Origin of the sequence: Methylobacterium sp. FF17 (genome assembly GCF_025813715.1) — a bacterium.
GTDB lineage: Bacteria > Pseudomonadota > Alphaproteobacteria > Rhizobiales > Beijerinckiaceae > Methylobacterium > Methylobacterium flocculans.
On record NZ_CP107532.1, the window covers coordinates 3,706,278 to 3,730,563 of the forward strand.

Below are 24,286 nucleotides of genomic sequence, written 5' to 3' on the forward strand. Positions count from 1 at the left end.
CGACAAAGCGTGCAGCTACATCAAGCGTCATGCCGGCCGATGCCGCTACCCGGGCCCCTGCTGCCCGCACGGGCGCGCGCTCGCCTGGGGTAGCGCCACGGTCTGCAAGGGCCTGGCAATTCGCGAACCGGTCGCGATCCAGCCTCATCGGGGAAACCGTCATGCGGATAGCAGCCAAGATTTCAGCTTCGCTGCATTCTCAGGGCTGAGGCCGTAGCGCCCCCATCCTGGCGTTCGCGAGGTGCTGGCGGCTCATCCCCATCTCCCGAGCGACATCGGCCCACGATTCCCGGCAACGGGCATGCTTCGCGGCCTTGAGGGCTTGGAGCACGTCACCTGTAAGGGGGCCATCGGGATAGGCTTGCAGGACAGTGCTCAACCCGAAGGGGGGCGCGACCTGCACCGCCGGGGCGGCACGGGGGGCTCCGAAGAGATCGGGGTGGCCGCCAACACAATCTTCCGAAGACGACAGCACGCCAGAGGGCTCGACCAGATCCTTCCTCGGCCTGCTCCTGGGCACATGGGCTATCCCGTGCGTCTGGCGGCCCTTGAATTGGCGTTCCTTATCGATGACGGCCTGTATCTTGAGCAATTGTGCGGTCTGCAATTCCCCCTGCCGGTCAAACAGGGTCAGGCTTGGATCGAAGTTTCTCAGTCGCGGCATGTGAGGCTTCCTCGCGGCTTTTGAAGTCTGGAGGGTAGGGGTGCGGCAGCCTCCCACGCCTGATCCTGGGCCTGCTGGACGGCCCGGCGGGCAGCTTCCGCCGCCTTGGCTTCCTCGATGATTGGATCTTTCCCTGCAGCCTTGATGGCGGCGTTCAGCGCATCCGCCAGGGCGGCGGCCTGGGTCAGGCTTAAGTCGATGGTGTCTACCGCTTTGGAGCCATGGCCCACGCCATCACGGGTCTTCACGTGCACCATGGGGCGCCCATCGGCTTTCACCGCCGAGACTACCACTCGGCGAGTTCCGCCACCGCTTACGCCGACTTTGAAGCCGCAAGCCTCGCGCGTCACGCAGCTGCCCTCCCGTATTGGCGTGATCGATGAAGTCGCACGAGGAAATTATCGCAGTCGGTTTGCTCGTGCGGCGTCATCGAGCGGCCTGCACGGTGTGGATGGTCTCCCAGAGGCGTGTGTTGGACCAAAGCACGTCGGCACATAGGCTGAACGTCAGCGCCTCCTCATCATCCAGGTCTCGATTGAGGTAGCGAACAAGGTCGATCTTACGCTCCTCCATCAGGAGCCGCGCCTTGCACATCACGCCGATCTGAGACTGCGACGGGGTGTTCACCAACTCATCGAATATCGCCTGCATACGAGCCAGCGTTGCGACGACATCAGGGTGAGCGTCATCGTCCGGCAGGGCAGTGAGACGATCTCGCAGCTCACAGTGCTCGATGCACAGCGCTCGCATGTGAGCGTCAGGATCGAGGGGGAGGGCGTGCCGGGCGCTCATCGGGCGACCCGCAGGTTGGCGACCATGTCGTAGAGGCGAGTGGAGCGGATGCTCATCTCCTCCAGGCCGAAGGACAGCACCTCATGCTCAGCCTCATTCAGCGGGCATTCCCCCTGATTGAAGCTCCGGCCGGTCATCACGAGCCGATACCAGCGCGCGAGAAGCTCCATCATGTTTAGCGCGTTGCTGGCTTCGTCTCTCAGCGCATCAAGCCCGCTCTTTACCGGCCGGTCATCTTTCGTGGTATAAGCACTTTCAGTCATCTTCATTCCTCAGCAGGTTTCGGGGTGATGAGGCTGAGGGGCCCTTGCACGGGCTTCCTCGGCCGCTCTGGTTCATGGGCACAGCCCAGCATTCACTCGCCGTGCGTCACGGCCAGCGATCTCAGATGCGAAGATTGATGGGAGGCAGGGCAAAGAGACGTAGCGCTCGCTCCGCTCCCGTACTGGTACACTAGATGTGTCCGCCCTGAGTACCTGTGAGACTCCGAAAAGAGGCCTCCACGGTCCGCCCTGAGGGACAGTTCAAGCCCTCAAGGATTTTGACGGTCCGCTATGAGTACCTATCAGTCCGGTATGAGGGACAGACCGTCCCTCAGGGCGGACTGTCAGAATGCTTCCCGGCCGCCAACTCATGAACGCCTTCGACGGCAATTCACCGGACACATCGCAGGGGTATTCGGTCAACCGCCATTCTGTGGCCCGACCATCCTTGCGACCGCCGAAGCTGCCGCGAATAACCACTTCGGTAAAACCGTGGGCCACGAGTTCCTTGAACGCCTCGGCCGCCGTCGTTTTGCTGACGTGCATCTCTTCCGACACCTGCCGAATTGAGAGGACGAGGCGCCCGTTGTTCATGCCTTTGTACTGCGCCTTAAGCAGCACGTAGAGGGCGCGGGCTTGGGGCGTTAGGTCTTTCCATGCCTCGCTGGCCAGAAGCCAATCGTAGAGCCGGACGTGAGGAGGCGCCTTGTTCGAGTTGCCCTTCTGGTCGCGCTTCATGCGGCGCCCCCGTGGCTTAGAAGCAGCCGCCAGAGATGTGCACGCACAGCGCCCTGATAGCTCGCCACCTCCGACCGGATCATGTCATCGGCGACGCCCTTCTTACGGAGCCCATCCTCAAGCCGTCGTAGCTGTTCACGGAGATGCCCCTCGGCGTGGTTGCGAGGTAGCGAGACCATGTATGCAGCCGTCTTGCGGATCTGCGGCAGGCGCCGTGCAAACCTAAAGGGAATGATTGTCGCGCTCATGATGCGCCCGCCTTCATCGTCGCGAGGTCGAGAACCGCCGCAGCGCCTGCTTGAAACGAGTCCGCACGAAGCTTCTCCACCAAGGGCAGATCGGTCAGTGGGTATAGCTCCTGAAGGTCGCCCTCGGCTTCGATAAAGCCACTCAGTGCTTCCACGGCTTCAGGGTAGGTTCGAGGTATTGGCTCACCGACGTGATCATCAAGGATTAGGAACAGTGCCTGCATGTGAGGAGGCAAGGCGCCTTCCAGCACACCAGCGAGGTCGCAAATCTCAGTCAGGGAATAGTCGCGCCCGAAAAAGCAAACAGTTGGCTCCGGGTCGTACTCGCGGCGGCCTGTCTCCGAGTAGACCACGCCCCACTGGCCTTGGCGTTCGTTACTTCGGCGCCAGCCTAATAACTTCACGGCGGCTGTGTGGAACGCTTCGCGGAGGTCAGCGGTCATGCCGCCCGCTCCTGGCTCTCAATCCACGCCAGGATCGTGGAGCGCCGGGCGCACACAGTGCCCCCCAGCTTGAACATCGGCGCGCCGAGCTTGTCCTTCGCGTGATAGACTCGGCGCTTGTTCGTCTCTGACGAGTCTCCGAACATGAATTCGGCGATAGCATCAGCGCCGCTCATTAAATCCTCAGAAAGCCGCAAGCCGCTCCCATTCGCCCCAGAGAGGGGCGTTACAGTTTTCAACATTTCGAGATCCCTCTAGGTTGTGAGGAGCTTTCCGACCGCGGAAAGAGTGTCATCACCAATTATGGTTAGGTCTTTTCTGCCTTCACCTTGTGACCACAACAGCTTTCTGTTCCAAAAATGGGCGAAGACGAGATTGGTTTCCCAGGCCAGCCATCCGAATGGATTGCTCGGCGATGGCGGTGTCGACTCTGACAACCTGATATAGGCTGCAGATGATGGTCTCCCGAAGCCGATCTCAAACCGCAAAAAGTCACTATCTACGAAGCCTCGCCAGATTGGAGTGTTCGCTTCGCTTAGCTTGTGAGCCTCAAGTACGAGTTCGAACGCCTCGGCAAAACGTACTTCTGCAGCCGTAATCCTTCCCAGCAAACCGCCACCTTCGAATCTGATGGAGGACGGACTTATATATAGTTCTCTAAAAGTTTTAACTGCTTCAGGCGCATCTTTTGCCAATGAACAGGCGTTCACTGCAATCAAAAGATTTGCCGCGTCTGTCGTTGACATTTGCGCAGCAGCTCGGCCCCTGCCGTGCTTCGAAATCAAACCAGCATCACGAAGATACTGACCGATTCCCGTCACGGTCATCTCGCTGATGCTCTCAGCTTCAGCGATTGTGCGAACCAAGTCTCTGAACAAAGCCATCGTACGACTCGACATTAAGGATAATTCCGAGAGAGCGTCAATCCACTATCTGGAAAATTCTGAAAGAAACGTGTTACGGTCCTACCCGCCGGTATGACACCGGCTGGTGAGGTACGAAATGGCGACGATCAGGAAGCGAACGCTGCCGAGCGGAAAAATCGTCTGGCTGGCGGGGTATGTTGACGGGGGAGGGAAGAGGCGCTTTCGACAGTTCCCTACCCGGAAGGAAGCAGACGGCTTCCTCCTCCAGGCACGAACGCAAGTAGCCGCAGGGGTGCACACGCCCGACAGCGTGTCGCCGACTGTCGCCGAGGCGGCAGAGCTATGGCTGAAGCGGTGCGAGCGGGACAAGCTTGAGCGGACAACGGTGCTTCAGTACCGAGGGCACCTGACGCACCACATCGGTCCGCAACTCGGCGCAGTGAAGCTTTCTCGTCTGACGGTGCCGCTCATCAACGAGTTCGCTGACAACCTGCTCACGGCCGGACGGTCGCGTGTGTTGGTCTCTCGCGTGATGGTCAGCCTGTCGTCGATCGTGACGGAGGCGCAGCGGCGCGGGCTGGTGACGGCGAACAATGTACGCAGCGCCAAGCCCATTCGGCGATCCAGCCGCGAGGACGCACGACCCGATATGCCTACGCGGGAGGAGCTGAAGACGATCATCGACGCGACGCCGGGACAATGGCGGCCGCTCATCCTCACTGCGATCTTCACAGGCCTGCGCGGCTCTGAACTCCGGGGGCTGCTCTGGGATGACGTAGATCTGCGAAAGGGCGTGTTGCACGTCAGGCGCCGTGCCGACCGGTTCAACGCATTCGGTCCACCGAAGTCGAAGGCAGGCACGCGGGACATCCCGCTTCCGCCGACGCTGCTGATCACGCTGAAGGCTTGGAAACTCGCCTGCCCAAACGGCCCCCTAGGGCTCGTGTTTCCCACGGTCGCCGGCACGGTGCAGGGGCACGCCAACATCCTCCATCGCTGCTTCTGGCCGCTCCAGGAAGCGGCTGGCATCACCGTGCCGGGCAAGGACGGAAAGCCGGAAGCGAAGTTCTCCCTGCACGCCTTGCGGCACGCCGCGGCCGCGCTCTGGATAGGGCAGGGGCTATCGCCGAAACGGATTCAGACACTGATGGGCCACGCCTCGATCGCTCAGACGTTTGATCAGTATGGCTACCTGTTCGAGGCTCGAGACGACGAAGCGGCCTTGCTGGCAGGCGTGGAAAAGGGGCTGCTCTGAAGCCACCCGCAACACCAACGCAACACGACGGGCATAAGCCCTTGTGAGTACGGGATTTTTCCTAGACTTTTAATCTGTAGGTCCTGGGTTCGAGTCCCAGCGCGCTCACCACTTCCCCGCCGTCCCGTTCGCGATCCCAATGCCGACACCGGTTTTGGGACGGCCCTCAGATGGCCAAGCCGCGCCCGAAGTAGCCCAGCACCAGCAAGCCGGCGACGACGACGAACAGGATGTAGAACTTCACGCCGAAGATCTGACGCGTCCACCAAACGCCCTCAGGGGTCATTCAGGCTCTCCCACCCGTTCGAGCGCCGGCGGCGCCTGTCGTTCGAGGGCGAAGCCTACCACGTCCCGCCAGCCTCCGCCTGTATCCTCTGCCGGCTCAGTGTTGGCATCCGCGCCAGGGTCTCGTCTATCGGCCCCCGAGCGAGGCCGGTTGGCCCGGCAGGGACACGCGGTGTCCGGTATCGACCAGGGTATCATCGGAGACCCGGTAGACGCCGAGCGTGCGATCGACGTAGTTGCCCACATAGACGTACGCGCCGGATGGGCTGAACAGGATGCCCTGGGTCACCGCCCCCGCCTCGGCTTCCGAGACGCGCCGGACCGTGCCACCCGGATCGATGGCGATCAGCGCCACGAGGCCGGTCGGCGTATAGGCCGGGCTGGCCTGCGGCGCGCTCGCGCCGCGCACCACCGATACGGCCGCGTGGCGCCCATCGGGCGCGATCGCCAGCGCCTCCGGCGTATCCCCGATCCCGAGGTGATCGACCACCACCGGCCGGGCCCGGTCGGCGCGGATCACGCTCACCGTATCGGCGTGACCGTCACTCGGCTCAGGGCCGGTATTGGCGGTGAGGGCCACGGTTCCGTCCGGTGTCACGGCGAGCCCATAGGTTCCGGGTCCGACCGGCAGGTCGAGGCTGCGGTCGTAACGCAGGGTCGCGCCGTCGATGGTGAGGACGCCGATCTTCGCGGCCTTGTTCTTGGCGACGAAGGCGCGTTTGCCATCGGGTGCGAACGCCACCGCGGCGGCTTCGTCGCCGATATCCACGGTCGCGGTGGGACGCACGGTCGTGCCCCGGATCGTCAGGGCCGTGACGCTGCGCCCCTCGCGATTCGCGACCAGGGCAAGGTCGCCGGCCGGGTTGATCGCGATGCCGGACGGCTGCAGCCCCACCACGACGGTCTCGACGAGGCGGGGCGGAGTCGCGGCAAGATCGATCACGTGGAGCCGGTCGTCGGCATGCGCGTACCACGCCGTGCCGTCCCGGCGCATCAGGACGGAGCTCGCCACCAGCCCGACCCGGCCATCCGGCGTGATCCGCAGATTGGTCGGCGGACCATAGACCGAGTTGTCGAGGGGCAGGGTGTGGACGAGGCGGGGCCGGGCCTCGTCGCTGACATCCAGGATTCCCACCGCGTCCTGTCCGTTCGGACCGTTGCGACCGCCCTCGGCCTCGAAGAACGTCTTCCCGTCGAGGCCCACGAGAATGAAGGCGGGCGCGTCGGCGGCGAGCGCCGGCGGGATCGCGAGGAGAAGGAGCGCGGCGGCCCGGATTGCGGATGCGAAGGGGGATCTCATCCCGCCCACATAGGGCACTGGGGCTCGAGGACCCGCCCGGCGCCACCCGGTGTTGCAACGGGGCACTCCGAGCCGATCAGGCGTCCCCCTCCGGTCCGGCGCCCCGGACATAACCGTAGGAGATCCGTCGCTCCGCCACAGCCAGCCGCGTCTCGAGGCTGAGCACATCCTCGATCGCGTGCCGGAGGGCCCGGCGCACATCCCCGTTCGCGGCATCCTCATAGGCCAGGGCGATGACCTCGGCTTCTCCCATGGCGGCGATCTCCGCGATCTGCGCAGCAGTCATTGGCCCGTCCCTTGTGAGTACAAATAAGGAACACACCGTTCGATAGCCGGGGTCAAACGCTTCGTTCAGGGCCTGTGCAGACCGGGGACAAGCCGCAGCAGATCCTTGCTGGGGGGAGCGTGACGCTCGGCGGGGTCGATCGCGGGACCGTGCTTCCGAAAGTACCGGAACGCTGTCCCCAGGATACCTCGGAGCCACGAAGGCAGCTCGGTCCCACCCCTGGGCAGGTGTGCGGAACCACTGCCAAGAACCCCTGCCGAGGGCCAACGCGCACCAGACCGCAAATTATACTTTCATGCTGGCAAAATTATTTTTGAGTATCGTTTCCAACATATCAACATTCGTGCGTTCAGTGCATAACTCTATAGGCGCGAACCCGACCGGGTGCACTCGGGAAGTGCAATATATCGTCCAGAGCTACCCGAGCCAGGCAATATGCTGCGCTGCAAAATGAGCACGTCGCATCGCACAAAAATGTGGTTCAATCTCCTTCACAGACAGCGTCCTGCCTGACCGATCCGGAGATTTCAGATGCGTAACACCCCCATCCTCGCCTTGACCCTGCTCGTCTCGGCCGTCTGCGGCGCGGGCGCGGCCATCGCTGACGAGTCCCTCTACCTGACCCCCCCGCTGTTCCGTGAGCAGGCGCGCGAGATCCAGCAGGTGCGTCGCGCCAGCGAGCTCACCACCACGCCCCAGCCGGTCTCCTCCAGCCGCCCCGCAGCGCCCCGCAGCGTGCAGAGGGTTGCGGACGCCGAGACGACCACCGCTCGCTGAACCGGACGGCAGCCGCCCAGCGCTGCCGCCAGCCCGAGGTGCCGCGTCGAACGCCGCACCTCGGAGAATTCTCTGCAGTGCAGCGATGTGAACGCCGCTGCAGTTCGATCGCGCTCGACGGATGCCGGCCTCACCAGCGGATGAGGCCAAGGCGAGGCTCAGCGCTCGGCCTGCTCCGCAGCGCGCAGGAGCCAGAGCGCAAGATCGCGCGCGGCGTCCGGTGAGAGCTCTACGCTGCAGGTGGCGCCGAACCCGGTCTCCGCGACAGCGGCCCAGGGCTGTTCGATCGCGACCGTCACGCCGCCCTCCGTCGCCGTTGCCGTCAGAGTGTCGCCCGCCGTACGGTCGTCCGTGAACGTGTGCGCTGGCTTCCAGGCGCTCATCGGGCTTGCCCCATACAGTTGTCGATGTGACGCAAACGACGCCGGGTGCCATCCTATTCCGGGTCTCGAATTGCGGACCCCGGGACAGCGGGCACCTCGCCATCGGCACGCCCGCTCCGGACGCCCGGAGCTCCCAGATCCAAGACGGAACGGCGCTGCACGCCGGTTCGCGGCGCGCACCCCACAGGCGCGAGGTGCTCGGTATTCCGCCCCGCGCTCGGTCGACGCCCCACCCACGCGACCATCCATCACCGCTCCGCGACACGGAGCACCAGAGCCTGGGCACCGCTATTCTGGATTAGGCCAAAATATCCAGCCTTGACCTCTGCTTTGTGACGACATCTAGATGCTGTCTCAGCGAGACCGTATGTCGGCACAACACCTGCGAACCTCAGATCAGTCCTTGAAACTCAACCCGACCTTCGAGGCCGAACCTTGCGGGGATCACTCGTCAGGCTTCGATGACGGCGTACGTTGCTCGCCCGATCTTTGCCGAAGCACGCTGTTGCAGATGAGGCCGCAGGCTACAGAATGATTGCTCATCCGCCCCTCGTGAGCACGGCGCTCGGCCTCGCGGTCCTGCTCTCCCTCTCCAGTGCGTCGGCCCTCACGGTGGAGGAGCGATGGCGGGCCGAGGATCTGAAATGGCGTCGGATCAGCGCCTCCGTCTGCGTGGAGTGCGGCAGACCCCAGCGAGCCAAGACGTATGCGGTCCTGGTCGATCCGATCGCCGTTCTTGAGCGGAAGCCGTCACCGACATCCCGCACCCTCGACCTGCGACGTGCAGGAACCGTCGTCACCGCGAGGGTGACGGACCGGACCCTGGTGCCACGCTACCGCAAGCGCGCGATCAGCTACGCGCAATTGTTGAAGCGTCGACGCCTCGCGAAGATCCTGCAGGCTCGCCGCTACGCCGCCGTGATCAGCCGCCGCAGGGCGCAAGCTGCCGCGGCCCAAGCGGCCCTGGCCCAAGCGGCCCTGGCCCAGGCCGCCGCGGCACAGGCTGCGGCAAGTCAGGCCGCCGCCCGGGCGGCGACCGTCAGCAACGAGGTCGAACTCGGCACCTTGCGTTGGGAGTCGGAGTAGCGGCTGGGCAATGGACACGCGCATTCCCGGCTCAAGGTTCCCGCCACGCTCAGGTATCCCGGGCCTCGACCGGCCCTCGGATCCATGAGCCCGACTCTCGTCCCGGATGATCGCGCCCCACGTCGTTCCGGCCGATGATCACGCGACGCGTCATCGGTGCATTCCTGGCGGCGGGGACGAACCGGCGAGGGTGGTCGCTCCGGGCCGGCGCCGCCTGCGCCTCCCTCACCCTGCATGCCGGCGGCATCATCGGCACCGTCGCGCTGGCCCCGACATCACCGTCGACCATCCCCGGCATACCCGCCCTGGAGGTGACGCTCGAGGTGACCGGCCTTCCCGGAGAGGGGCAGCCGGGGCTTGCGGACGCGGAGCCCCAGGATACCCCGGTCGCTCCGGCGCAGGATATCCCGGACGAAGCCCGCGTCGCCCCGGAACCGCCTTCGAATCCCGACACGGATCCGGCCCCCATCGGCGAAACGGCGAGTCCGCCAGAGCTCACAGGAAAGGCCGAGGTGCATGAGACATCCGCCTTTCCGGCAACGGAGGCCTCGCTCCCGGGTTCGGAGGGCACGGGCGATACCGTTCATCCCGACCTGGCGAACCCGGGCGCCGGACGCAACGCGGAGCGGGATCTGCGGAAGTGGGAGAAGCGGCTCCTGGTCCACCTGAACCGCTTCAAGCGCTATCCGGGCGACGCATCCCAGGCCACCGGCGAAGTCACGCTGACCTTCACGCTGGATCGTTCGGGTCACATCGTCAGTGCGGCCGTCCGGCGGAGTTCCGGCGATCCGGCCTTCGATCAAGCGGCACTCGGCATGATGCTGCGCTCCGACCCGGTCCCCCGTCCCCCGGCCCAGGTGACGCGGGAGGGGCTGATCTTTACCGTTCCCGTCACGTTCCGCTCGCGGAAGCCCGGGCGCTGAGTCCGATGCCGGACTTCAGCGTTTTCCACCGCGAGCCGGGGCGCCGTCCGGCACGATCCCCTAGGGGCGGGGAGTCAGGGGCTTGAGCCGACGCGTGCGCACGGTCCCGTCGATCGCGCCGAGATCGCGCAGGATCGCCTCGGCCTCACCGGCCTCCGCGACGGCGTCTACGACCACGTAACCGATCTCGCAATCCGTCTGCAGGTACTGCGCATCGATGTTGAGGGAGCGGCCCGAGAACGCCGCATTGATCCGTCCGAGGACGCCGGGCACGTTCCGGTGCATGTGCAGGAAACGCGTGCCGGAGACGCGCGGCGGCAACTGGACCTGCGGGAAATTCACGGCACCGAGGGTGGAGCCGGTCCGGACGTAGTCGACCAGCTTGCGCGCGACCTCGGTGCCGATGCGGTCCTGAGCCTCTTCCGTCGATCCGCCGACATGCGGCGTGAGGATGACGTTCGGGATTCCCTGGAGCGGCGACACGAAACGCTCCGCGTTGGAGGTCGGCTCGACCGGAAAGACGTCGATGGCCGCCCCGCTCAGGTGCCCGTCCCTCAGGGCCTGCGCCAGGGCGTCGAGGTCGACGACCGTGCCGCGGCTGTTGTTGATCAGGTAGGCGCCCCGCTTCATCGTGCGGATATGGGCCGCATCGAGCAGGCCATGCGTCTGCGGAGTCTCGGGAACGTGCAGGCTCACCACGTCGCTCACGGCGAGCAGCGCCTCGAAGCTCGAGGCCGGCTCGGTGTTGCCGTGACGCAGCTTGTCGGTCAGGTCGTAGAAGATGACCCGCATGCCCATCGCTTCGGCGAGATTCGACAGCTGCGCGCCGATATTGCCGTAGCCGACGATGCCGAGGGTCTTGCCGCGCACCTCGAACGACCCACTGGCGGATTTGTCCCACCCGCCTTCGTGCGCGGACGCGGAGCGCGGCAGGATGCGCCGCAGGAGCATCACGATCTCGCCGATCGTGAGTTCCGCCACGCTGCGGGTGTTCGAGAAAGGCGCGTTGAAAACGGGAAGGCCACGGGCGCGTGCGGCTTCGAGGTCGACCTGGTTGGTGCCGACGCTGAAGCAGCCCACCGCGACCAGCTCGGGGAGGGCATCGAGCAAGGCGGGCGTCACCTTCGTGCGCGAGCGGATGCCGAGCAGGTTGGCATCGGCGAACTGGTCGGCGTCGGGGACGCCGACCGCATGCGACAGGCGACGGACATTCCCGATCCCTGCTTGGGAGAAGGCGTCTACCGCCGTCGGGGCAATGTTTTCCGCCAGAATTACGCGATCGTCACTCAAGGTCCGGTCTCTCGCTTCCAAGGCCATGTCAGGTCCTCGGCGCGCCTCCATCCCCGTGACCCGTCCGCAGCCAGGAAGCGTGCGACAGGGCATCTGTTCTGTTTGACGAACGATACCAAGCGCGGTCCCACGTCACAAGGACCGCGCGGCGCGCTGCACGTTCGAAGGCCGATATAACAGGACGCAAAATTTGATGGCGTCGTCGGTGAACACGGTTCGTCGGAGGCCGTCTCCGCTGAACAGAGCCGTTCTTCATAAAAAACATTTTCGCGAGCGCTCCGCGAACGATGGCTGCGTACCGCCGCCCACGCCCGCCGCGCCCCGTCAGCGGGCTCTGAGGCGCCGGACGGCGGTGTCCCCCGCGAACTGCACCAGGCAGACGAGCGCCACCAGGATCGCGATCACCGCGAGCATCACCGTGGTATCGAAGCGCTGATAACCGTAGCGGATCGCGACGTCGCCGAGGCCGCCCGCCCCCACCGCGCCCGCCATGGCTGAGGCGCCGATCATCGAAACGACCGTGATGGTGAGGCCAGCGACGATGCCCGGCAGCGCCTCGGGTAGCAGCACGTGGGCGAGGATGTGCCGGCGCCGGCAGCCGATGGACTGGGCGGCCTCGATCAATCCGGCATCCACCTCCCGCAGCGAGACCTCGGCGATCCGCGCGAAGAACGGGGTGGCGCTCACCGCCAACGGCACGATGGCGGCCCAGACGCCGATGGTGGTCCCGGCGACCAGGCGGGTGAACGGGATCAACGCCACGAGGAGCACGATGAAGGGCACCGCCCGGAAACCGTTGACCAGCGTCCCGACGAGCCAGTTCGCGCGCGGCGCCGGGAAGATGCCGCCGGGGCCCGAGGTGACGAGGAAGAGGGCGAGCGGAAGCCCGGCCAGCACGGCGATCCCCGCAGACACCCCGACCATGAACATCGTATCGAGGCCGGCCTGCCAGAGGCGGTCAATCATCAGCGGCGACATACCCGATCCTCTCGACCTTGGCCCCGGAAGCCCGCAGGGCCGCCTCCGCATCGGTTCCGTCCCCCTCGACGGCGATGAGCATCCCGCCGACCGCACGGCCCTGGAGGCGATCGATGGCGGCCTGGAGCAGCCGTACGGGCGCGCGCACTGCGGCGAGGGCCGAGAGGTCGAGATCCGGACCCGAACCGGTGACGCGCAGCACGACCGAGCCGCCCGGCGCCGGGCTCGGCCGCAGGCTGTCCGCCAGATCCTTCGGGAGCGCGCGACCGAGCGGTTCGAGGAGGGCCCGGGTCGCCGGATGCTCCGGAGCGCCGAAGACGCGCCAGACCGGGCCCGTCTCGGCGATCCGGCCCTGCTCCAGCACCAGCACGTCGCTGCAGACCTCTCGGATCACGCTCATCTCGTGGGTGATGAGCACGATGGTGATCCCGAGGCGCCGGTTGATGTCCCGCAGGAGCCCGAGGATCGAGAGCGTGGTCTCGGGGTCGAGGGCGGAGGTCGCCTCATCGCAGAGCAGGATGTCCGGGCGGCTGACGAGGGCGCGGGCGATACCGACCCGTTGCTTCTGCCCGCCCGAGAGCCGTCCCGGGTAGGCGTCCGCCTTGTCCTCCAGGCCGACGAGACCCAGCACCGCATCGACCCGAGGGCCGATCTCGGCCTTCGGCAGCCCGGCCACCGCGAGGGGCAGCGCCACGTTCTGCCGCACGGTCTTGGCCCCGAGCAGGTTGAAGTGCTGGAAGACCATGCCGATGCGGCGGCGCAACGCCACGAGCCCGGCGGTGTCCAGCGCGCCGATCGGAACGCCGTCGACCAGGACACGGCCGGAGGTGGGCTGCTCCAATCCGTTGATCGTGCGCAGCAGGCTCGACTTGCCGGCTCCCGAGCGCCCGATGATGCCGAAGATCGAGCCGGCCGGGATGGCGAGGTCGATGGCATCGAGGGCCCGGACCTCGGCGGCGGCGGAGCGGTAGGCCTTGGAGACCATCTCGAACCGCACGCTGCCGGCCTCCCGGTCCGCCGTCGCGGTCCAGGTAGCGGGGACTGCGCGGGCGTGGCCCGCGTCTTCCGCGATCCAGCCGCCGGCCGCGCGGATGTCTTCGAAGGCGAGGCCGCTCGTCACTTCAGCCATGCCAGCACGTAGAGCTTGTCGCTGTTGGCGAAGGACGTGTGGATCTGCTTCTTCACGGCCTGCGAGGCGTGGAAGAGGGCGACGAACTTACGGATCGTCGGGTCGTCCTTGCGCCCCGCCTTGGTGACGAAGCTCACCGAGAAGAGCTTGTCCTCGATGCCGGAATAGACGAGGCCGCTCGTCGGGTCGAAGGTGCCCGCCGCGACGATGAAGTGCGGGTAGCCCTGCGCGAGGTCGACGTCTCCGGTGATCCGGACGAGTTGCGGCCCCTCGACTTCGCTGAACCGAAGCTTCTTCGGGTTTTCGGCGATGTCGTCGACGGTGCCGAGGAAGCCGACGCCGTCCTTGAGCTTGATCAGCCCGGCCTTCTGGAGGAGCAGCAGTCCGCGGCCCTGGTTGACCGGATCGTTGGCGATGGCGACGCGACCGCCGACCGGCACGGCATCGAGACTCTTGTGCTTCAGGGAGTAGAGCCCGAGGTTCTGCAGGATGCCGAGGCCGACGATCTCGAAATCGTAGCCCTTCTGCGTCTCGGCATTCTCCATGAAGGGGCGGTGCTGGAAGAAGTTCACGTCGATGTCGCCCGCATCGAGCGCGACGTTCGGCGTCGTCCAATCGCTGAATTCGATGACCTTCACGTCGATGCCCTGGGCTTTCGCCTCGCCGAGAACGGCATTGACGGCATCCGCGTAGGCACCGGGCACCACGCCGACCTTCAGGCTCTCCGCCCGGGCGGCCATCGCCCCGAGGGTCAAGGCGGCGGCGATGATTAATCTGAGAACGTGCATGGGCGGGGCTCGAGAGGGTCGCGGCGCAGGGGGGTCCGACAGGGCAGCGCCCATGGGGCATCCGGAATGTCCGGATGCGTGGGGTCTCCGCGGTGATCTGTCGTTCCGCTCAACTTAAGTCGAAGCCGCCTGACCCGACATTCCAAAGATCTGCGGACCGCGAGCGAAACAGTCTCCGGGAGGTGCCCGAGGTGAGAACTCCGTTCTTCCCGGCAGCGCAGGGGCGCCTGCCGGGGCGCGGTGTCTACGAGACCGCGGCTCCGCCCCCGGTGGAAGGCCGCTCACGCACGCGCGTCGCGGTAAACCTGGAGAAACCCGCACGGGGCCGGATGATCCGGCTCGAGGATACCGGCCGTCAGGGTCCCGCCGAAGACGCAGGCCGTGTCGAGGTTGGTGCGGTAGGCGTGACAGTCCGGCTGACCGCTCCGCTGCGGGGTGTGTCCATGCAGGACGTGCTTGCCGAAATCGAAGGAGGCGCGGAGGAAGGGTTCCCGGATCCAGAGGCGCGCCGCGATATCGGGATCGATACCCCGGTGACCGGGGCGGAAGCCCGCATGCACGTAGTAGCGCAGCGCGTCCTCGTGGACGGTCGGCAGTTCCGAGATCCAGGTCAGCACGGGATGGGGAATGGCCTCGGGATCGGCGATCCCGAAGGATGCCAGGGTTTCGCGGCCGCCATTGGCGAGCCAGACCGGCGCGGCCAGCGCCTGATGGTAGGCGTCCAGCATCATCTGTTCGTGGTTGCCGCGCAGGCAGATCAGCCGGCCCGGCTCCCGCGCCGCGCGCTCACGCAGGATCCGGATGACGCCGGCGCTGTCGGGCCCCCGATCCACGTAGTCGCCGAGGCAGACGATGCGGGCGGGGCGCGCCCCCCGGTGCTCGTCGATTCGTGCGAGCAGGCGCGTGAGGGCATCGGAACAGCCGTGGATGTCGCCGATGGCATAGGTCAGATCGAGCATGCAGCCTCCGCTGCGACCGACGCGCGCGTCCGACCCCATAGGGGGCTTCGGGAGCGCGCGCCATCCATGCCGTCGGACACGCTCCGCCCCACGGAACCGGGCCGCCCCGGCCTCAACGGAAGACCTGGATCATCGCCGGCGTGAGGATGACGACGAACAGCACGGGAAGGAAGAACAGGATCATCGGGACCGTGAGCTTCGGCGGCAGCGCGGCCGCCTTCTTCTCGGCCTCGTTCATGCGCGCATCCCGGCTTTCCTGCGAGAGAACCCGCAGGGCCTGCCCAACGGGCGTGCCGTAGCGCTCCGCCTGGATGAGGGCCGTCATCACCCCCTTGACCTGATCGAGCCCGATCCGGTTGGCGAAGTTCTCGAAGGCGACGCGGCGGTCCGGCAGGTAGGACAGTTCGGCCGTGAGCACCGCGAGTTCCTCCGCGAGCACGACGGACTGGCTGACGATCTCCGCGCTGACCCGTCGGAACGCGTGCTCCACCGACATGCCGGACTCGACGCAGATCAGGGTGAGGTCGAGGGCGTCCGGCCATGCGGAGCGAATCTCGGTCTGGCGCTTCTTCGAGGTGTTGAGCAGGTAGAGTTCGGGCGCCTTGATGCCGAGGAGCAGGGCCGCGATGACGAGCATGACCCGGATCATGAACGGCTGGTTCAGGACGCCGAGCACGAAAAGGTAGAAGATCGCCAGGACGCCGAGCAGGATCGGCGTGACGAGGCGGAAGAACAGGAAACTGGTCTCGGAGCCCGGGGACCGGTACCCGGCCATCATCAGCTGCTTCCGCGCGGTCTCCGTGCCGAGCCAGCGTTCGAGGCTGAAGCGTTCGACGACCTGCTTCATGTAGGCCTTCGGCGCCACCCGCAGATTGGTCCTGGCGGCCAGACGCTCCCGTTCGCGGCGACGGATCTCCTCGCGCTCCTCGCCGACCATCTTCATGCGCTTGCCGAGCCGGTCCGGCTCGAGGAGGGGTTGCAGGAGCGCGAAGGCCGTTGCCGCGGTCGCGATGCCGGTGAGCACCATTCCGACGAAGCGCGGGTCGGTGACCTTGGCGGCGATGAGTTCCAGCATGCGGTGGCTCCGTGCGACTCGGCTGGAGGAGATTCGGGGCCTGCGGGCGGGACCCTGTCCGGCGCCGCCCGGCACGGTCCCCGGTTCCACGACCGGCGGCTGTCTCAGACGTCGAAGTTGATCATCTTCTTCATGGTGAAGACCCCCAGCGACATCCAGATCGCAGACCCCACCAGGGCCAGCTTCCCGATATCCGTCCGCCAGAGCAGCGAGATGTAGTCGGGGCTCGAGAGATAGGTGAGGACGGCGACGACGAACGGCAGGGCGGCGATGATTCCGCCGGAAGCCTTCGCTTCCATGCTCATCGCCTGGATCTTGCCGGCCATCTTCTTGCGCTCGCGCAGCACCCGCGAGAGGTTGGACAGGGCTTCCGAGAGGTTGCCGCCCGATTTCGCCTGAATGCTGATGACGATCGCGAAGAAGTTCACGTCCGAAACGGGGACGCGCTCGAACATCTTCACCATCGCCTCGCCCAGCGAGAGACCGAGGGTCTGCGATTCCACCACCATGCGGAATTCGCTCCGGATCGGCTCCTCGGCCTCGCGCGAGATGATGCGGAAGCAGTCGCCCACCGGAATACCGGCGCGCACGCCGCGGGTGATGATGTCGATGGCGGTGGGCAGTTCCTTGATGAAGGCGGCGATCCGGCGCTTTCGCAGGAAGGTGAGGATCCAGAGCGGCAACCCGAAGCCGCCGGCGAACACCGCGCCGATCCCCGCGAGCGGATTGCCCGTCATCAGGAGGACGATGAGGCCGAGGACCAGCGCGAGCGTGGCGGAGATCACGTAGAATTTGTTGCGGGACCAGGCGAGACCCGCTCGGGCGATCTTCAGTTCGAGGGTGACCTTCGTCCCCTCGCGCTTGGCCTCGACCTCCTTGAGGCTCTTGGCGACCTGCTCGCGGCGATTGACGATCGCCGCGCGGCTCCCGGGCGCGGCGACGACGCTGACCGACTTGCGTCGCTCGGCCGAGCGGCGCTCGCCGGAAAGGTAGGGCATCAGGAAGACGTAGGCGACCGCGCCGGCCGCCACGGCCGCGAGCCCGGCGGCGAGCGGCACGTTGAGGGCGTTCACGGCTGCCCCCCGCCGAAATCGGCGGCGGCGTCGAGGGCCTGGGCCAGGGACGTCTCCTCGCCGTAGTAGCGCGCGCGCTCCCAGAAGCGCGGACGGCCGATGCCGGTCGACCGGTGGCGACCGAGCAGCTTGCCGTTCGCGTCCTCCCCGAGCACGTCGAAGACGAAGAGGTCCTGGGTGATGATGACGTCGCCCTCCAGACCCATCACCTCGGTGATGTGGGTGATGCGGCGCGATCCGTCGCGCAGGCGGGTGGCCTGGACGATCACGTCGATGGAGCCGCAGATCATCTCCCGCAGGGTGCGAGAGGGCAGGCTGAACCCGCCCATGGTGATCATCGATTCGATCCGGGCCAGGGCCTCGCGGGGCGAATTGGCGTGCAGCGTGCCCATGGAGCCGTCGTGACCCGTGTTCATCGCCTGCAGCAGGTCGAAAGCCTCGGGGCCGCGCACCTCGCCGACGATGATCCGCTCGGGGCGCATGCGCAGGCAGTTCTTGACGAGGTCGCGCATGGTGACCTGGCCGGAACCTTCCATATTCGCCGGGCGCGTTTCGAGGCGGACCACGTGGGCCTGCTGCAGTTGCAGCTCGGCCGCGTCCTCGCAGGTGATGATGCGCTCGTCCTCGTCGATGTAGCGCGTCAGGCAGTTCAGCAGCGTGGTCTTGCCCGAGCCGGTACCGCCCGAGATCACGACGTTGCAGCGGACCCGGCCGATGATCTGCAGGACGCGCGCGCCCTCCGGGGAGATCGCCCCGAAGGTGACGAGCTGATCGAGGGTGAGCTTGTCCTTCTTGAACTTGCGGATCGTCAGCACCGGCCCGTCGATGGCCAGCGGCGGCGCGATGATGTTGACGCGCGACCCGTCGGGCAGGCGCGCGTCGCAGATCGGCGAGGCTTCGTCGACCCGGCGCCCCACCTGGCTGACGATCCGCTGGCAGATGTTCATCAGCTGCTGATTGTCGCGGAAGCGCACGTTGGTGAGCTGGATCTTGCCGCCCACCTCGATGAAGGCCCGGTTCGCGCCGTTGACCATGATGTCGGCGATGTCGTCGCGGGCGAGCAGCGGCTCCAGGGGGCCGTAGCCGAGCACGTCGTTGCAGATGTCGTCGAGGAGCTCTTCCTGCTCGGCGATCGACAGGACGATGTTCTTGAGCCCGATGATCTCGGAGACGATGTCGCGGATCTCCTCGCGCGCCGACTCGGCATCGAGGCGGGACAGCTGCGAGAGGTCGATCGCCTCGATCAGGGCGCCGAAGATCATGCTCTTCGTGCGGAAGTAATCCTCCGACTTCGTCGTGGGGGACGCCGCCGCCGGCTCGGGCCGGCGGGGCGCCTCCACCTTCGGACGCAGGGAGGAATCGTCGTGGACGGGCAGGACGGCCGCCGGCGGCCGGGCGGGGATCACGGAAGGCAGCCGTTCGGCCGCGGCGCCCACCGATCGCCTACCGAACATGACAGGGCCCCCGGGCGCTCGGATCGGACGAGATGAGGACGCGCATCATGAAGCCTTGCGGCGTGCGAGCTTGGACAGGAGCGGCTCGAACAGGTTCTGACGCGGGCGCCGCTGCTCGGCCCGGCCGATGACCGAGGCGGCGAGCGAGGAGAAGACCTCCACGGCCTTCGCCCCGCTCTGCACCTCGGCGATCATCTGGCCGTTATTGGCCGCCGTACCGAACAGGGCGGCGTCGAACGGAACGCTGGCCGCGAGCGTCGTGTCCAGGGATTTCGCGAACTCGGCCGGGGCGATCTCCGGGCGCTTGGGAACGCCGGTGCCGTTCAGGATCACGCGTGGCTTGCGGTCGTTCGGCCGGTTCTGCTGGAGGAGGGTCAGCAGGTTCTTGGTGTTGCGCAGGGAGGCGAGTTCGGGACTGGCGACGATGAGGATTTCGTCGGCCCCGATCAGCATGCGCCGGGACCACGCGGTCCACTGATGCGGAACGTCGAGCACGATGCAGGGCACGGCGGCCCGCAGCAGGTCGAGGAGGTTGTCGAAGGCCGGCTCGGTGAGGTCGATGGTGCGGTCGAGGGTGGCGGGCGCCGCCAGGAGCGAGAGGTTGTCGCTGCACTTCGACAGCAGGCGGTCGAGGAGGTTCGAATCCAGGCGATCGGGTGCGAACACGGCCTCGGCGATGCCCTGCGGCGGGTCCTGGTTGAAGTTCAGGCTCGCCGTGCCGAAGGCGATGTCGAGGTCCGCTATGACGGTCGCGGTGTCCTGCTCGCGGGCGACCGTCCAGGCGAGGTTGTGGGCGATGGTGGAGGTGCCGACGCCGCCCTTCGCCCCGACCACCGCCACGGTGCGGCCCACGGGCTTGGCACCCGGCACGGTGAAGAGGTCGGAGATCGCCTGGATCAGGTCGATCGTCTGGACTGGCGCCATCAGGTATTCGCTCACGCCGCGCTGGATGAACTGGCGGTAGAGCTGAACGTCGTTGACGTGCCCGATGACCACGACCTTCGTGCCCTCGTCGCAGACTTCGGCCAGGGCATCGAGGCATTCGAGCGGACGCGAGCGGGCGCCCTGCGTCTCGATCACGATGACGTTCGGCGTGGGAGCATGCCGATAGGCTTCCACGGAGGCCGGTCCGCCCCCCATCTGAACCTTGACGTGCGCCTTCTGCATGCGCCGGTCCGAGCCCACGGACTCGATCAGCGCAGCGGTCTCCGAGGTCTCGCAGAACGCCTGGATCGTGATCCGGGGCACCGGGGCGATGATGCGGTCGGACGACGCGTTCAGGTCCGGCATGGAATCAATTCCGGTTCAGGTTGCCGCCGATGCGGAATCAGGATTGGGGCTGCAGACGTGACGGAGCGCGGCGGCCATCATTGCCCGACCTGCGATTTCACGGACGTCTTCCCATCCTGACGCCATTCGGTTGACGGATCCTTGCCGTCGCGGAGTTTCATGATGTCGCCGGTCCGGCGGGTCGTATCGATCCGCCCCTCGGGCCGACCGCGCACGAGGTCGACGGGATCCGCGATCTGGGCGGCGAAGTTCGCCTGCGAGGCGCAACCGAGATTCCAGTGGGACTCGTTGCGCCCGCTGAATCCGGCGTCGCCGACACCGAGATCCTGCGGCCAGGCCCCGCACTGGCTTCCGACCCGCGCTTCCATGCGCTGGAAGCTCAGGCGCAGCGGCGCCGCAAGTCCCGGGTTGGCGACCGCGTAGCTCGTCACGGTCATGCGCCCCGGAGGCACGCCGTTCTCGGCGCCGATCCGCCGGATCGCCGCGCCGGTGCGCTCCACCGCCGCCCCGATTCCGGGCGCAACACCGCGCGGGATGTCGAGAACCAGGGTTCCCCGGCCGTAGCGACGGAACTCGAGCATGAAGGCGTCGAGGTCGGCCGCCTGTCGCGGGTCGATGTGACCGGTGCCCATGACGAAGACATCGAGGCTGCGCACGCCGTCCGCCAGGACGATCGGATGCCGGGCCCGGTAATCCGTGGGGTAGAGGGAGCCGGTGGTGGCGACCCGGTCGGACCGGCATGCCCCGAGGAGGAGGGCGGCGGTCGCGGCCGCCGCCAGGACCGACGGCTTCGGGAGGGACGGAGGAGACATCGGGGTCGGGTCCTGCTGGGGCCGGAGGAATCGCCGTGCGGGGAGGGGGATCAGTCGGTGATAAAGCCGACCCGACCGCGATAGCCGCTGCCGAGGGGGCTCGCGCCCGCGACCCCGTAGAGCCTGTTCAGACGGCCGAGCAGGATGCCCTGCGCGTCCTGGGCATCGACGAAGCCATCGTCCGGCCGGGCGACCTGGCGCGGCTCCATCGGCTTGGCGATGTAGGGAGTGACCATGATCATCAGTTCCGTGTCCTGCCGCTGGTAGTCGCGCGAGCGGAACAGCGCGCCGATGACGGGCAGGTTGATCAGCCCCGGGAGACCGGAAATCGCCGCCTTGTTGCGCTGCTGGATGAGACCGGCGGTCATCATCGTGGCACCCGAGGCCAGCTCGACCGTGGTCTCGGATTTGCGGACGGTGAAGCCGGGGATCGAGGTCGTCGTCCCGGTGAAGTTCAGGTTCAGCGAGTTCTGCTGATCGATCTCGGTCACCTGCGTCCCGACCCGGACGGAGATGCGGTTCTCGGACTGGACCACCGGCGTGAAGACGAGGCTGACCCCGTATTCCTTGAACGTGATGCTGGGGACGCAGCTCTGGATGGTACTCCCCGTCTGCGTACTGCAGCTGAGGTTTCCGGGGACGGGGATCTGTCCGCCGGCGGTGAAATTCGCGGACTCGCCCGAGATCGCGGTCAGGGTCGGTTCCGCGAGGACGCGGGAGACACCCGCCTGCTCGAACGCCCGCAGCGTCGCGGTCAGGCCCGGCCCCCCGACGCCGTTGAGCGCACCGACCGTGCCGCTGACAGCGTTCCCGGTGGGGAACGACCCACCGTTGAGGGCGAGCGGAGCCGTGTTCGAGAGGGCGAGCCCCGACCAGCTGCCGTTGAGATTGACGCCGAACTGCTTGAGGACCGTACGCGAGACCTCGACCACGGTGACGCGTAGCATCACCTGATCCTTGCCCCGGATGGTCAGGTTGTTGATGACCGCTCCCCGCGCCGCGCCGCCGCCGGCGCCGCCGATCCCCACGAAGGCATTGGCGATGTCGACGGCCTGTGCCGCTTCCGACGCCGAGTTCACGTTGCCGGTGAGCACGACGGAATCCCCCGCCGCCCGGACGTCGAAGCGGCCGCCCGCGATGCTCTGGTTCAGAGTCTGGCGCAGCACGTTGAGGTCGCGGGCCACGGTGACGTCGAGGGCGGTGATCTGGCGCCCCTCGGCATCCATGATGAAGATCGACGTGGCGCCGTTCTCCATCCCGATGATGAAGACCTTCCGGGTGGAGCGTACGACGGCGTTGGCCACCTTCGGGTTGGCGACGAACACCTCCTTGGCGTCGCGGGGGAGGTCGATCACCAGGGAGCGCCCCATGGTGAGGTCGATCCGCCGCGAGGTCGTTCCCTCGTTTCCGCCCACGGCGAGGATCGGCGCGGCCGAAACGCCGCCCAAGGGTTGAGCCTCGGCCGGACCTGCCAGGACAAGGGCCAGCAGGGATGCGACGGCGAAGCCGTGGGAACGGATGGGGCGGGGTGTGCGAATCATCGGCGCGTCCTCTGTCATCGTCGGTGGGGGTGCCTCAGCGTCGCGATTGCTGCTTCGCGACGCCGAACCGCACCACCGTCAGGGCCGATTCGGGACGGGCTTCGAGGGAGGGGTCGTTGGGGCGGCCACTGTCGACGAGGCTTCGGAGGGAGAGGGACAGCTGGCCCGCTTTCTGAGCCAGGGTGACGACTTCCGCCTGCGCCGGTGTCAGCGCGAGGGTCGCGGTCTCGCCGGTGACGACGTTGTTGCCGTTCTTTTCCTGGACGATCTGTCCGATCGCCAGGACGCGCACATCCTGGAGCAGGGTGTCGGAGACCTGGGACTCACCGCCGCCGTCCCGCGACGTCTCCTCGTCCCGACGAATCCGGATGATGTCGACGTGATCGTTGGGCAGGATGAATCCGCCCGCCGTGCTGGAGCCGCGCGTATCGATGGTGATGGCCACCGCACGCATGCCCGCGGGCAGGATCGCGGCCATGAAGCCTCCGTCCGAGCGCGCCAGTTTCTGCGGGCGCACGGGCTCGCCGGCCAGGAAGCTGGACCGCGCAATGGACCCGACGATCTCTTCGAGGCCCTTCGGGGCGTTCGCACGGGTGATGTAGCCGGGCGAGAGCGCATCGTTCGGCCAGGCCTGCCAACGCAGGTCGGGGGCCTGGATGTTCTGGCCCATCGGCAGTTCGGCGGCCGCCACGAGGACGTCGGTGGTCGGAACGACGGGCGGCGGCACGACGGCCGCCGGCTGGACCGGAGGCTGGTCCTCGCCGCTCATTAAGAACGCTGCCGCGCCACCCGCCACGAGCGCGATGGCGAGAACGGCGAGTCTGGCTGGTTTCATCACCGAACTCGAACCTGAGGACGGCGGAACGCCGTACTGACCCGAATTGGGCCCGCATTCCTCAAATTACGGTTAACAAGCCGGTAATTCGGCCAGTCCGGTGCGCATCCGGCGTAGTCCCGGGTGGTTAGGCCGCCAGGCCTCGGGTCCAGAGCAGGGTTTCGGGCAATACGAGAAGCGCCGCGAGCGCCAGGGCGATCCCGTAGGGAACACCGGTCTTGGTATCGTGCAGGCGCAGCGCGAAAGGTAGGCGCGCCATCGCGAAGGGAAGCGGCCACGAACGGATCACGAGGAGGGCGAGCGTCAATGCGCCACCCGCCAGGGACGCGACCATCAGGTACTCGATGAGATGGTCGAACCCGATCCACAGGGCCGTCGCGGCAGCGAGCTTCGCATCGCCGCCACCGATGAAACCGAAGGCGAACAACGTGAAGGTGATCGCGAGGGTCGCGGCACCCGCGCCGACATGGCCCGCCACCTCCGCCCACCCGAGACCCGTCCCCACCGCGAAGGCCGCGAAGGCGAGCGCCAGGGCCACCGATACCGTGTTGGGGATCAGCATCGTCAGGAGGTCGCGCGCGGCCGCATAGGCCATCAGGAACGGGAAAACCACGAGAAGGCTGAGAGTGGCCATGATGGTCCGCCGGACTCGTGTCAGTTTGGCTGAGGGGCCATGAAGCGGGGAGATCTCGGTCGAACGTGCTAGCGCTGGCACGATACCGACCCAGAAAGCTCGGAGACAGTCACTACAAA

Annotated in this window: 29 protein-coding genes; 4 read left to right on the top strand and 25 right to left on the bottom strand. The window is 66.6% G+C overall.

Annotated elements, in window-relative coordinates; translation table 11 throughout:
• Window positions 1-199 precede the first annotated feature (199 nt).
• The 9 genes from OF380_RS17550 to OF380_RS17590 all read right to left on the bottom strand — a co-directional run bounded on the left by OF380_RS17550 (window position 200) and on the right by OF380_RS17590 (window position 4,032).
• A complete protein-coding gene (locus OF380_RS17550; protein WP_264046198.1) occupies window positions 200-664 on the bottom strand; it encodes a hypothetical protein in 465 nt (154 codons plus the stop codon).
• Window positions 652-921, bottom strand: a complete 270-nt coding sequence (locus OF380_RS17555; RefSeq protein ID WP_264046200.1) for a hypothetical protein — start codon at window positions 919-921, stop codon at window positions 652-654. Before OF380_RS17555 ends, OF380_RS17550 begins: the two co-directional genes overlap by 13 nt.
• A 169-nt stretch (window positions 922-1,090) precedes the next feature.
• Window positions 1,091-1,456 (bottom strand): hypothetical protein, encoded by a 366-nt coding sequence (locus OF380_RS17560; protein ID WP_264046202.1) that lies wholly within the window; start codon window positions 1,454-1,456, stop codon window positions 1,091-1,093.
• On the bottom strand, window positions 1,453-1,719 hold the full coding sequence (locus tag OF380_RS17565) for a hypothetical protein (protein WP_264046204.1): 267 nt from the start codon (window positions 1,717-1,719) through the stop codon (window positions 1,453-1,455). Before OF380_RS17565 ends, OF380_RS17560 begins: the two co-directional genes overlap by 4 nt.
• A 261-nt stretch (window positions 1,720-1,980) precedes the next feature.
• Window positions 1,981-2,457: a helix-turn-helix domain-containing protein gene (locus OF380_RS17570; protein WP_264046206.1), complete on the bottom strand. Its 477-nt coding sequence runs from the start codon at window positions 2,455-2,457 to the stop codon at window positions 1,981-1,983.
• Window positions 2,454-2,705: a DUF6074 family protein gene (locus OF380_RS17575; protein ID WP_264046208.1), complete on the bottom strand. Its 252-nt coding sequence runs from the start codon at window positions 2,703-2,705 to the stop codon at window positions 2,454-2,456. The genes OF380_RS17570 and OF380_RS17575 overlap by 4 nt, the downstream gene beginning before the upstream one ends.
• Complete coding sequence (locus OF380_RS17580; protein ID WP_264046210.1) at window positions 2,702-3,148, bottom strand: hypothetical protein; 447 nt, start codon at window positions 3,146-3,148, stop codon at window positions 2,702-2,704. Before OF380_RS17580 ends, OF380_RS17575 begins: the two co-directional genes overlap by 4 nt.
• On the bottom strand, window positions 3,145-3,324 hold the full coding sequence (locus OF380_RS17585; RefSeq protein WP_264046211.1) for a DNA-binding protein: 180 nt from the start codon (window positions 3,322-3,324) through the stop codon (window positions 3,145-3,147). The genes OF380_RS17580 and OF380_RS17585 overlap by 4 nt, the downstream gene beginning before the upstream one ends.
• A gap of 78 nt (window positions 3,325-3,402) precedes the next feature.
• A complete protein-coding gene (locus tag OF380_RS17590) occupies window positions 3,403-4,032 on the bottom strand; it encodes a hypothetical protein (RefSeq protein ID WP_264046212.1) in 630 nt (209 codons plus the stop codon).
• Window positions 4,033-4,150: 118 nt separating this feature from the next.
• On the opposite strand from OF380_RS17590, the gene OF380_RS17595 reads away from it, so the two are divergent.
• Window positions 4,151-5,269: a tyrosine-type recombinase/integrase gene (locus OF380_RS17595; protein ID WP_264046213.1), complete on the top strand. Its 1,119-nt coding sequence runs from the start codon at window positions 4,151-4,153 to the stop codon at window positions 5,267-5,269.
• A gap of 412 nt (window positions 5,270-5,681) precedes the next feature.
• Here OF380_RS17595 and OF380_RS17600 read toward each other — a convergent pair whose 3' ends face one another.
• Window positions 5,682-6,854, bottom strand: a complete 1,173-nt coding sequence (locus tag OF380_RS17600; RefSeq protein WP_264046214.1) for a YncE family protein — start codon at window positions 6,852-6,854, stop codon at window positions 5,682-5,684.
• A 76-nt stretch (window positions 6,855-6,930) separates the two neighbouring features.
• A complete protein-coding gene (locus OF380_RS17605) occupies window positions 6,931-7,140 on the bottom strand; it encodes a hypothetical protein (protein WP_264046216.1) in 210 nt (69 codons plus the stop codon).
• 531 nt (window positions 7,141-7,671) lie between these two features.
• On the opposite strand from OF380_RS17605, the gene OF380_RS17610 reads away from it, so the two are divergent.
• Complete coding sequence (locus tag OF380_RS17610) at window positions 7,672-7,917, top strand: hypothetical protein (RefSeq protein ID WP_264046218.1); 246 nt, start codon at window positions 7,672-7,674, stop codon at window positions 7,915-7,917.
• Window positions 7,918-8,075: 158 nt separating this feature from the next.
• Here the strand turns inward: OF380_RS17610 and OF380_RS17615 are convergent, their stop codons facing one another.
• Window positions 8,076-8,300 carry a hypothetical protein gene (locus OF380_RS17615; protein WP_264046220.1) on the bottom strand — a complete coding sequence of 75 codons (225 nt, stop codon included), beginning with the start codon at window positions 8,298-8,300 and terminating at the stop codon, window positions 8,076-8,078.
• 531 nt (window positions 8,301-8,831) lie between these two features.
• Between OF380_RS17615 and OF380_RS17620 the strand changes: the two genes are divergently transcribed.
• Together OF380_RS17620 and OF380_RS17625 are read left to right on the top strand one after the other, a co-directional pair.
• Window positions 8,832-9,386: a hypothetical protein gene (locus OF380_RS17620; protein ID WP_264046222.1), complete on the top strand. Its 555-nt coding sequence runs from the start codon at window positions 8,832-8,834 to the stop codon at window positions 9,384-9,386.
• A gap of 134 nt (window positions 9,387-9,520) precedes the next feature.
• Window positions 9,521-10,309 carry an energy transducer TonB family protein gene (locus OF380_RS17625; RefSeq protein ID WP_264046223.1) on the top strand — a complete coding sequence of 263 codons (789 nt, stop codon included), beginning with the start codon at window positions 9,521-9,523 and terminating at the stop codon, window positions 10,307-10,309.
• Window positions 10,310-10,369: 60 nt separating this feature from the next.
• On the opposite strand, the gene serA is transcribed toward OF380_RS17625, so the two are convergent.
• The 13 genes from serA to OF380_RS17690 form a co-directional block, all read right to left on the bottom strand.
• Entirely contained in the window at window positions 10,370-11,626 is a 1,257-nt protein-coding gene (serA, locus tag OF380_RS17630) for a phosphoglycerate dehydrogenase (RefSeq protein ID WP_404810473.1), read from the bottom strand.
• Between the two features lie 297 nt (window positions 11,627-11,923).
• The gene (locus OF380_RS17635) at window positions 11,924-12,577 is read right to left on the bottom strand and encodes a methionine ABC transporter permease (RefSeq protein ID WP_264046227.1); all 654 of its coding nucleotides are present in this window, start codon (window positions 12,575-12,577) and stop codon (window positions 11,924-11,926) included.
• Window positions 12,558-13,706, bottom strand: a complete 1,149-nt coding sequence (locus OF380_RS17640; protein ID WP_264046229.1) for a methionine ABC transporter ATP-binding protein — start codon at window positions 13,704-13,706, stop codon at window positions 12,558-12,560. Before OF380_RS17640 ends, OF380_RS17635 begins: the two co-directional genes overlap by 20 nt.
• On the bottom strand, window positions 13,694-14,494 hold the full coding sequence (locus tag OF380_RS17645; RefSeq protein ID WP_264046231.1) for a MetQ/NlpA family ABC transporter substrate-binding protein: 801 nt from the start codon (window positions 14,492-14,494) through the stop codon (window positions 13,694-13,696). The genes OF380_RS17640 and OF380_RS17645 overlap by 13 nt, the downstream gene beginning before the upstream one ends.
• 281 nt (window positions 14,495-14,775) lie before the next feature.
• On the bottom strand, window positions 14,776-15,453 hold the full coding sequence (locus tag OF380_RS17650) for a metallophosphoesterase family protein (RefSeq protein ID WP_264046233.1): 678 nt from the start codon (window positions 15,451-15,453) through the stop codon (window positions 14,776-14,778).
• 112 nt (window positions 15,454-15,565) lie between these two features.
• The gene (locus OF380_RS17655) at window positions 15,566-16,528 is read right to left on the bottom strand and encodes a type II secretion system F family protein (RefSeq protein ID WP_264046234.1); all 963 of its coding nucleotides are present in this window, start codon (window positions 16,526-16,528) and stop codon (window positions 15,566-15,568) included.
• Window positions 16,529-16,632: 104 nt separating this feature from the next.
• The gene (locus OF380_RS17660) at window positions 16,633-17,601 is read right to left on the bottom strand and encodes a type II secretion system F family protein (protein WP_264046235.1); all 969 of its coding nucleotides are present in this window, start codon (window positions 17,599-17,601) and stop codon (window positions 16,633-16,635) included.
• Window positions 17,598-19,055, bottom strand: a complete 1,458-nt coding sequence (locus tag OF380_RS17665) for a CpaF family protein (protein ID WP_264046237.1) — start codon at window positions 19,053-19,055, stop codon at window positions 17,598-17,600. Before OF380_RS17665 ends, OF380_RS17660 begins: the two co-directional genes overlap by 4 nt.
• 45 nt (window positions 19,056-19,100) lie before the next feature.
• Window positions 19,101-20,345 carry an AAA family ATPase gene (locus OF380_RS17670; protein WP_264046238.1) on the bottom strand — a complete coding sequence of 415 codons (1,245 nt, stop codon included), beginning with the start codon at window positions 20,343-20,345 and terminating at the stop codon, window positions 19,101-19,103.
• 77 nt (window positions 20,346-20,422) lie between these two features.
• Window positions 20,423-21,157: a CpaD family pilus assembly protein gene (locus OF380_RS17675; RefSeq protein WP_264046240.1), complete on the bottom strand. Its 735-nt coding sequence runs from the start codon at window positions 21,155-21,157 to the stop codon at window positions 20,423-20,425.
• A gap of 50 nt (window positions 21,158-21,207) precedes the next feature.
• Entirely contained in the window at window positions 21,208-22,698 is a 1,491-nt protein-coding gene (locus tag OF380_RS17680; RefSeq protein WP_264046242.1) for a type II and III secretion system protein family protein, read from the bottom strand.
• A 34-nt stretch (window positions 22,699-22,732) separates the two neighbouring features.
• Window positions 22,733-23,533, bottom strand: a complete 801-nt coding sequence (cpaB, locus tag OF380_RS17685; RefSeq protein WP_264046244.1) for a Flp pilus assembly protein CpaB — start codon at window positions 23,531-23,533, stop codon at window positions 22,733-22,735.
• Between the two features lie 127 nt (window positions 23,534-23,660).
• Window positions 23,661-24,167 (bottom strand): A24 family peptidase, encoded by a 507-nt coding sequence (locus OF380_RS17690; protein ID WP_264046245.1) that lies wholly within the window; start codon window positions 24,165-24,167, stop codon window positions 23,661-23,663.
• Window positions 24,168-24,286 lie beyond the last annotated feature (119 nt).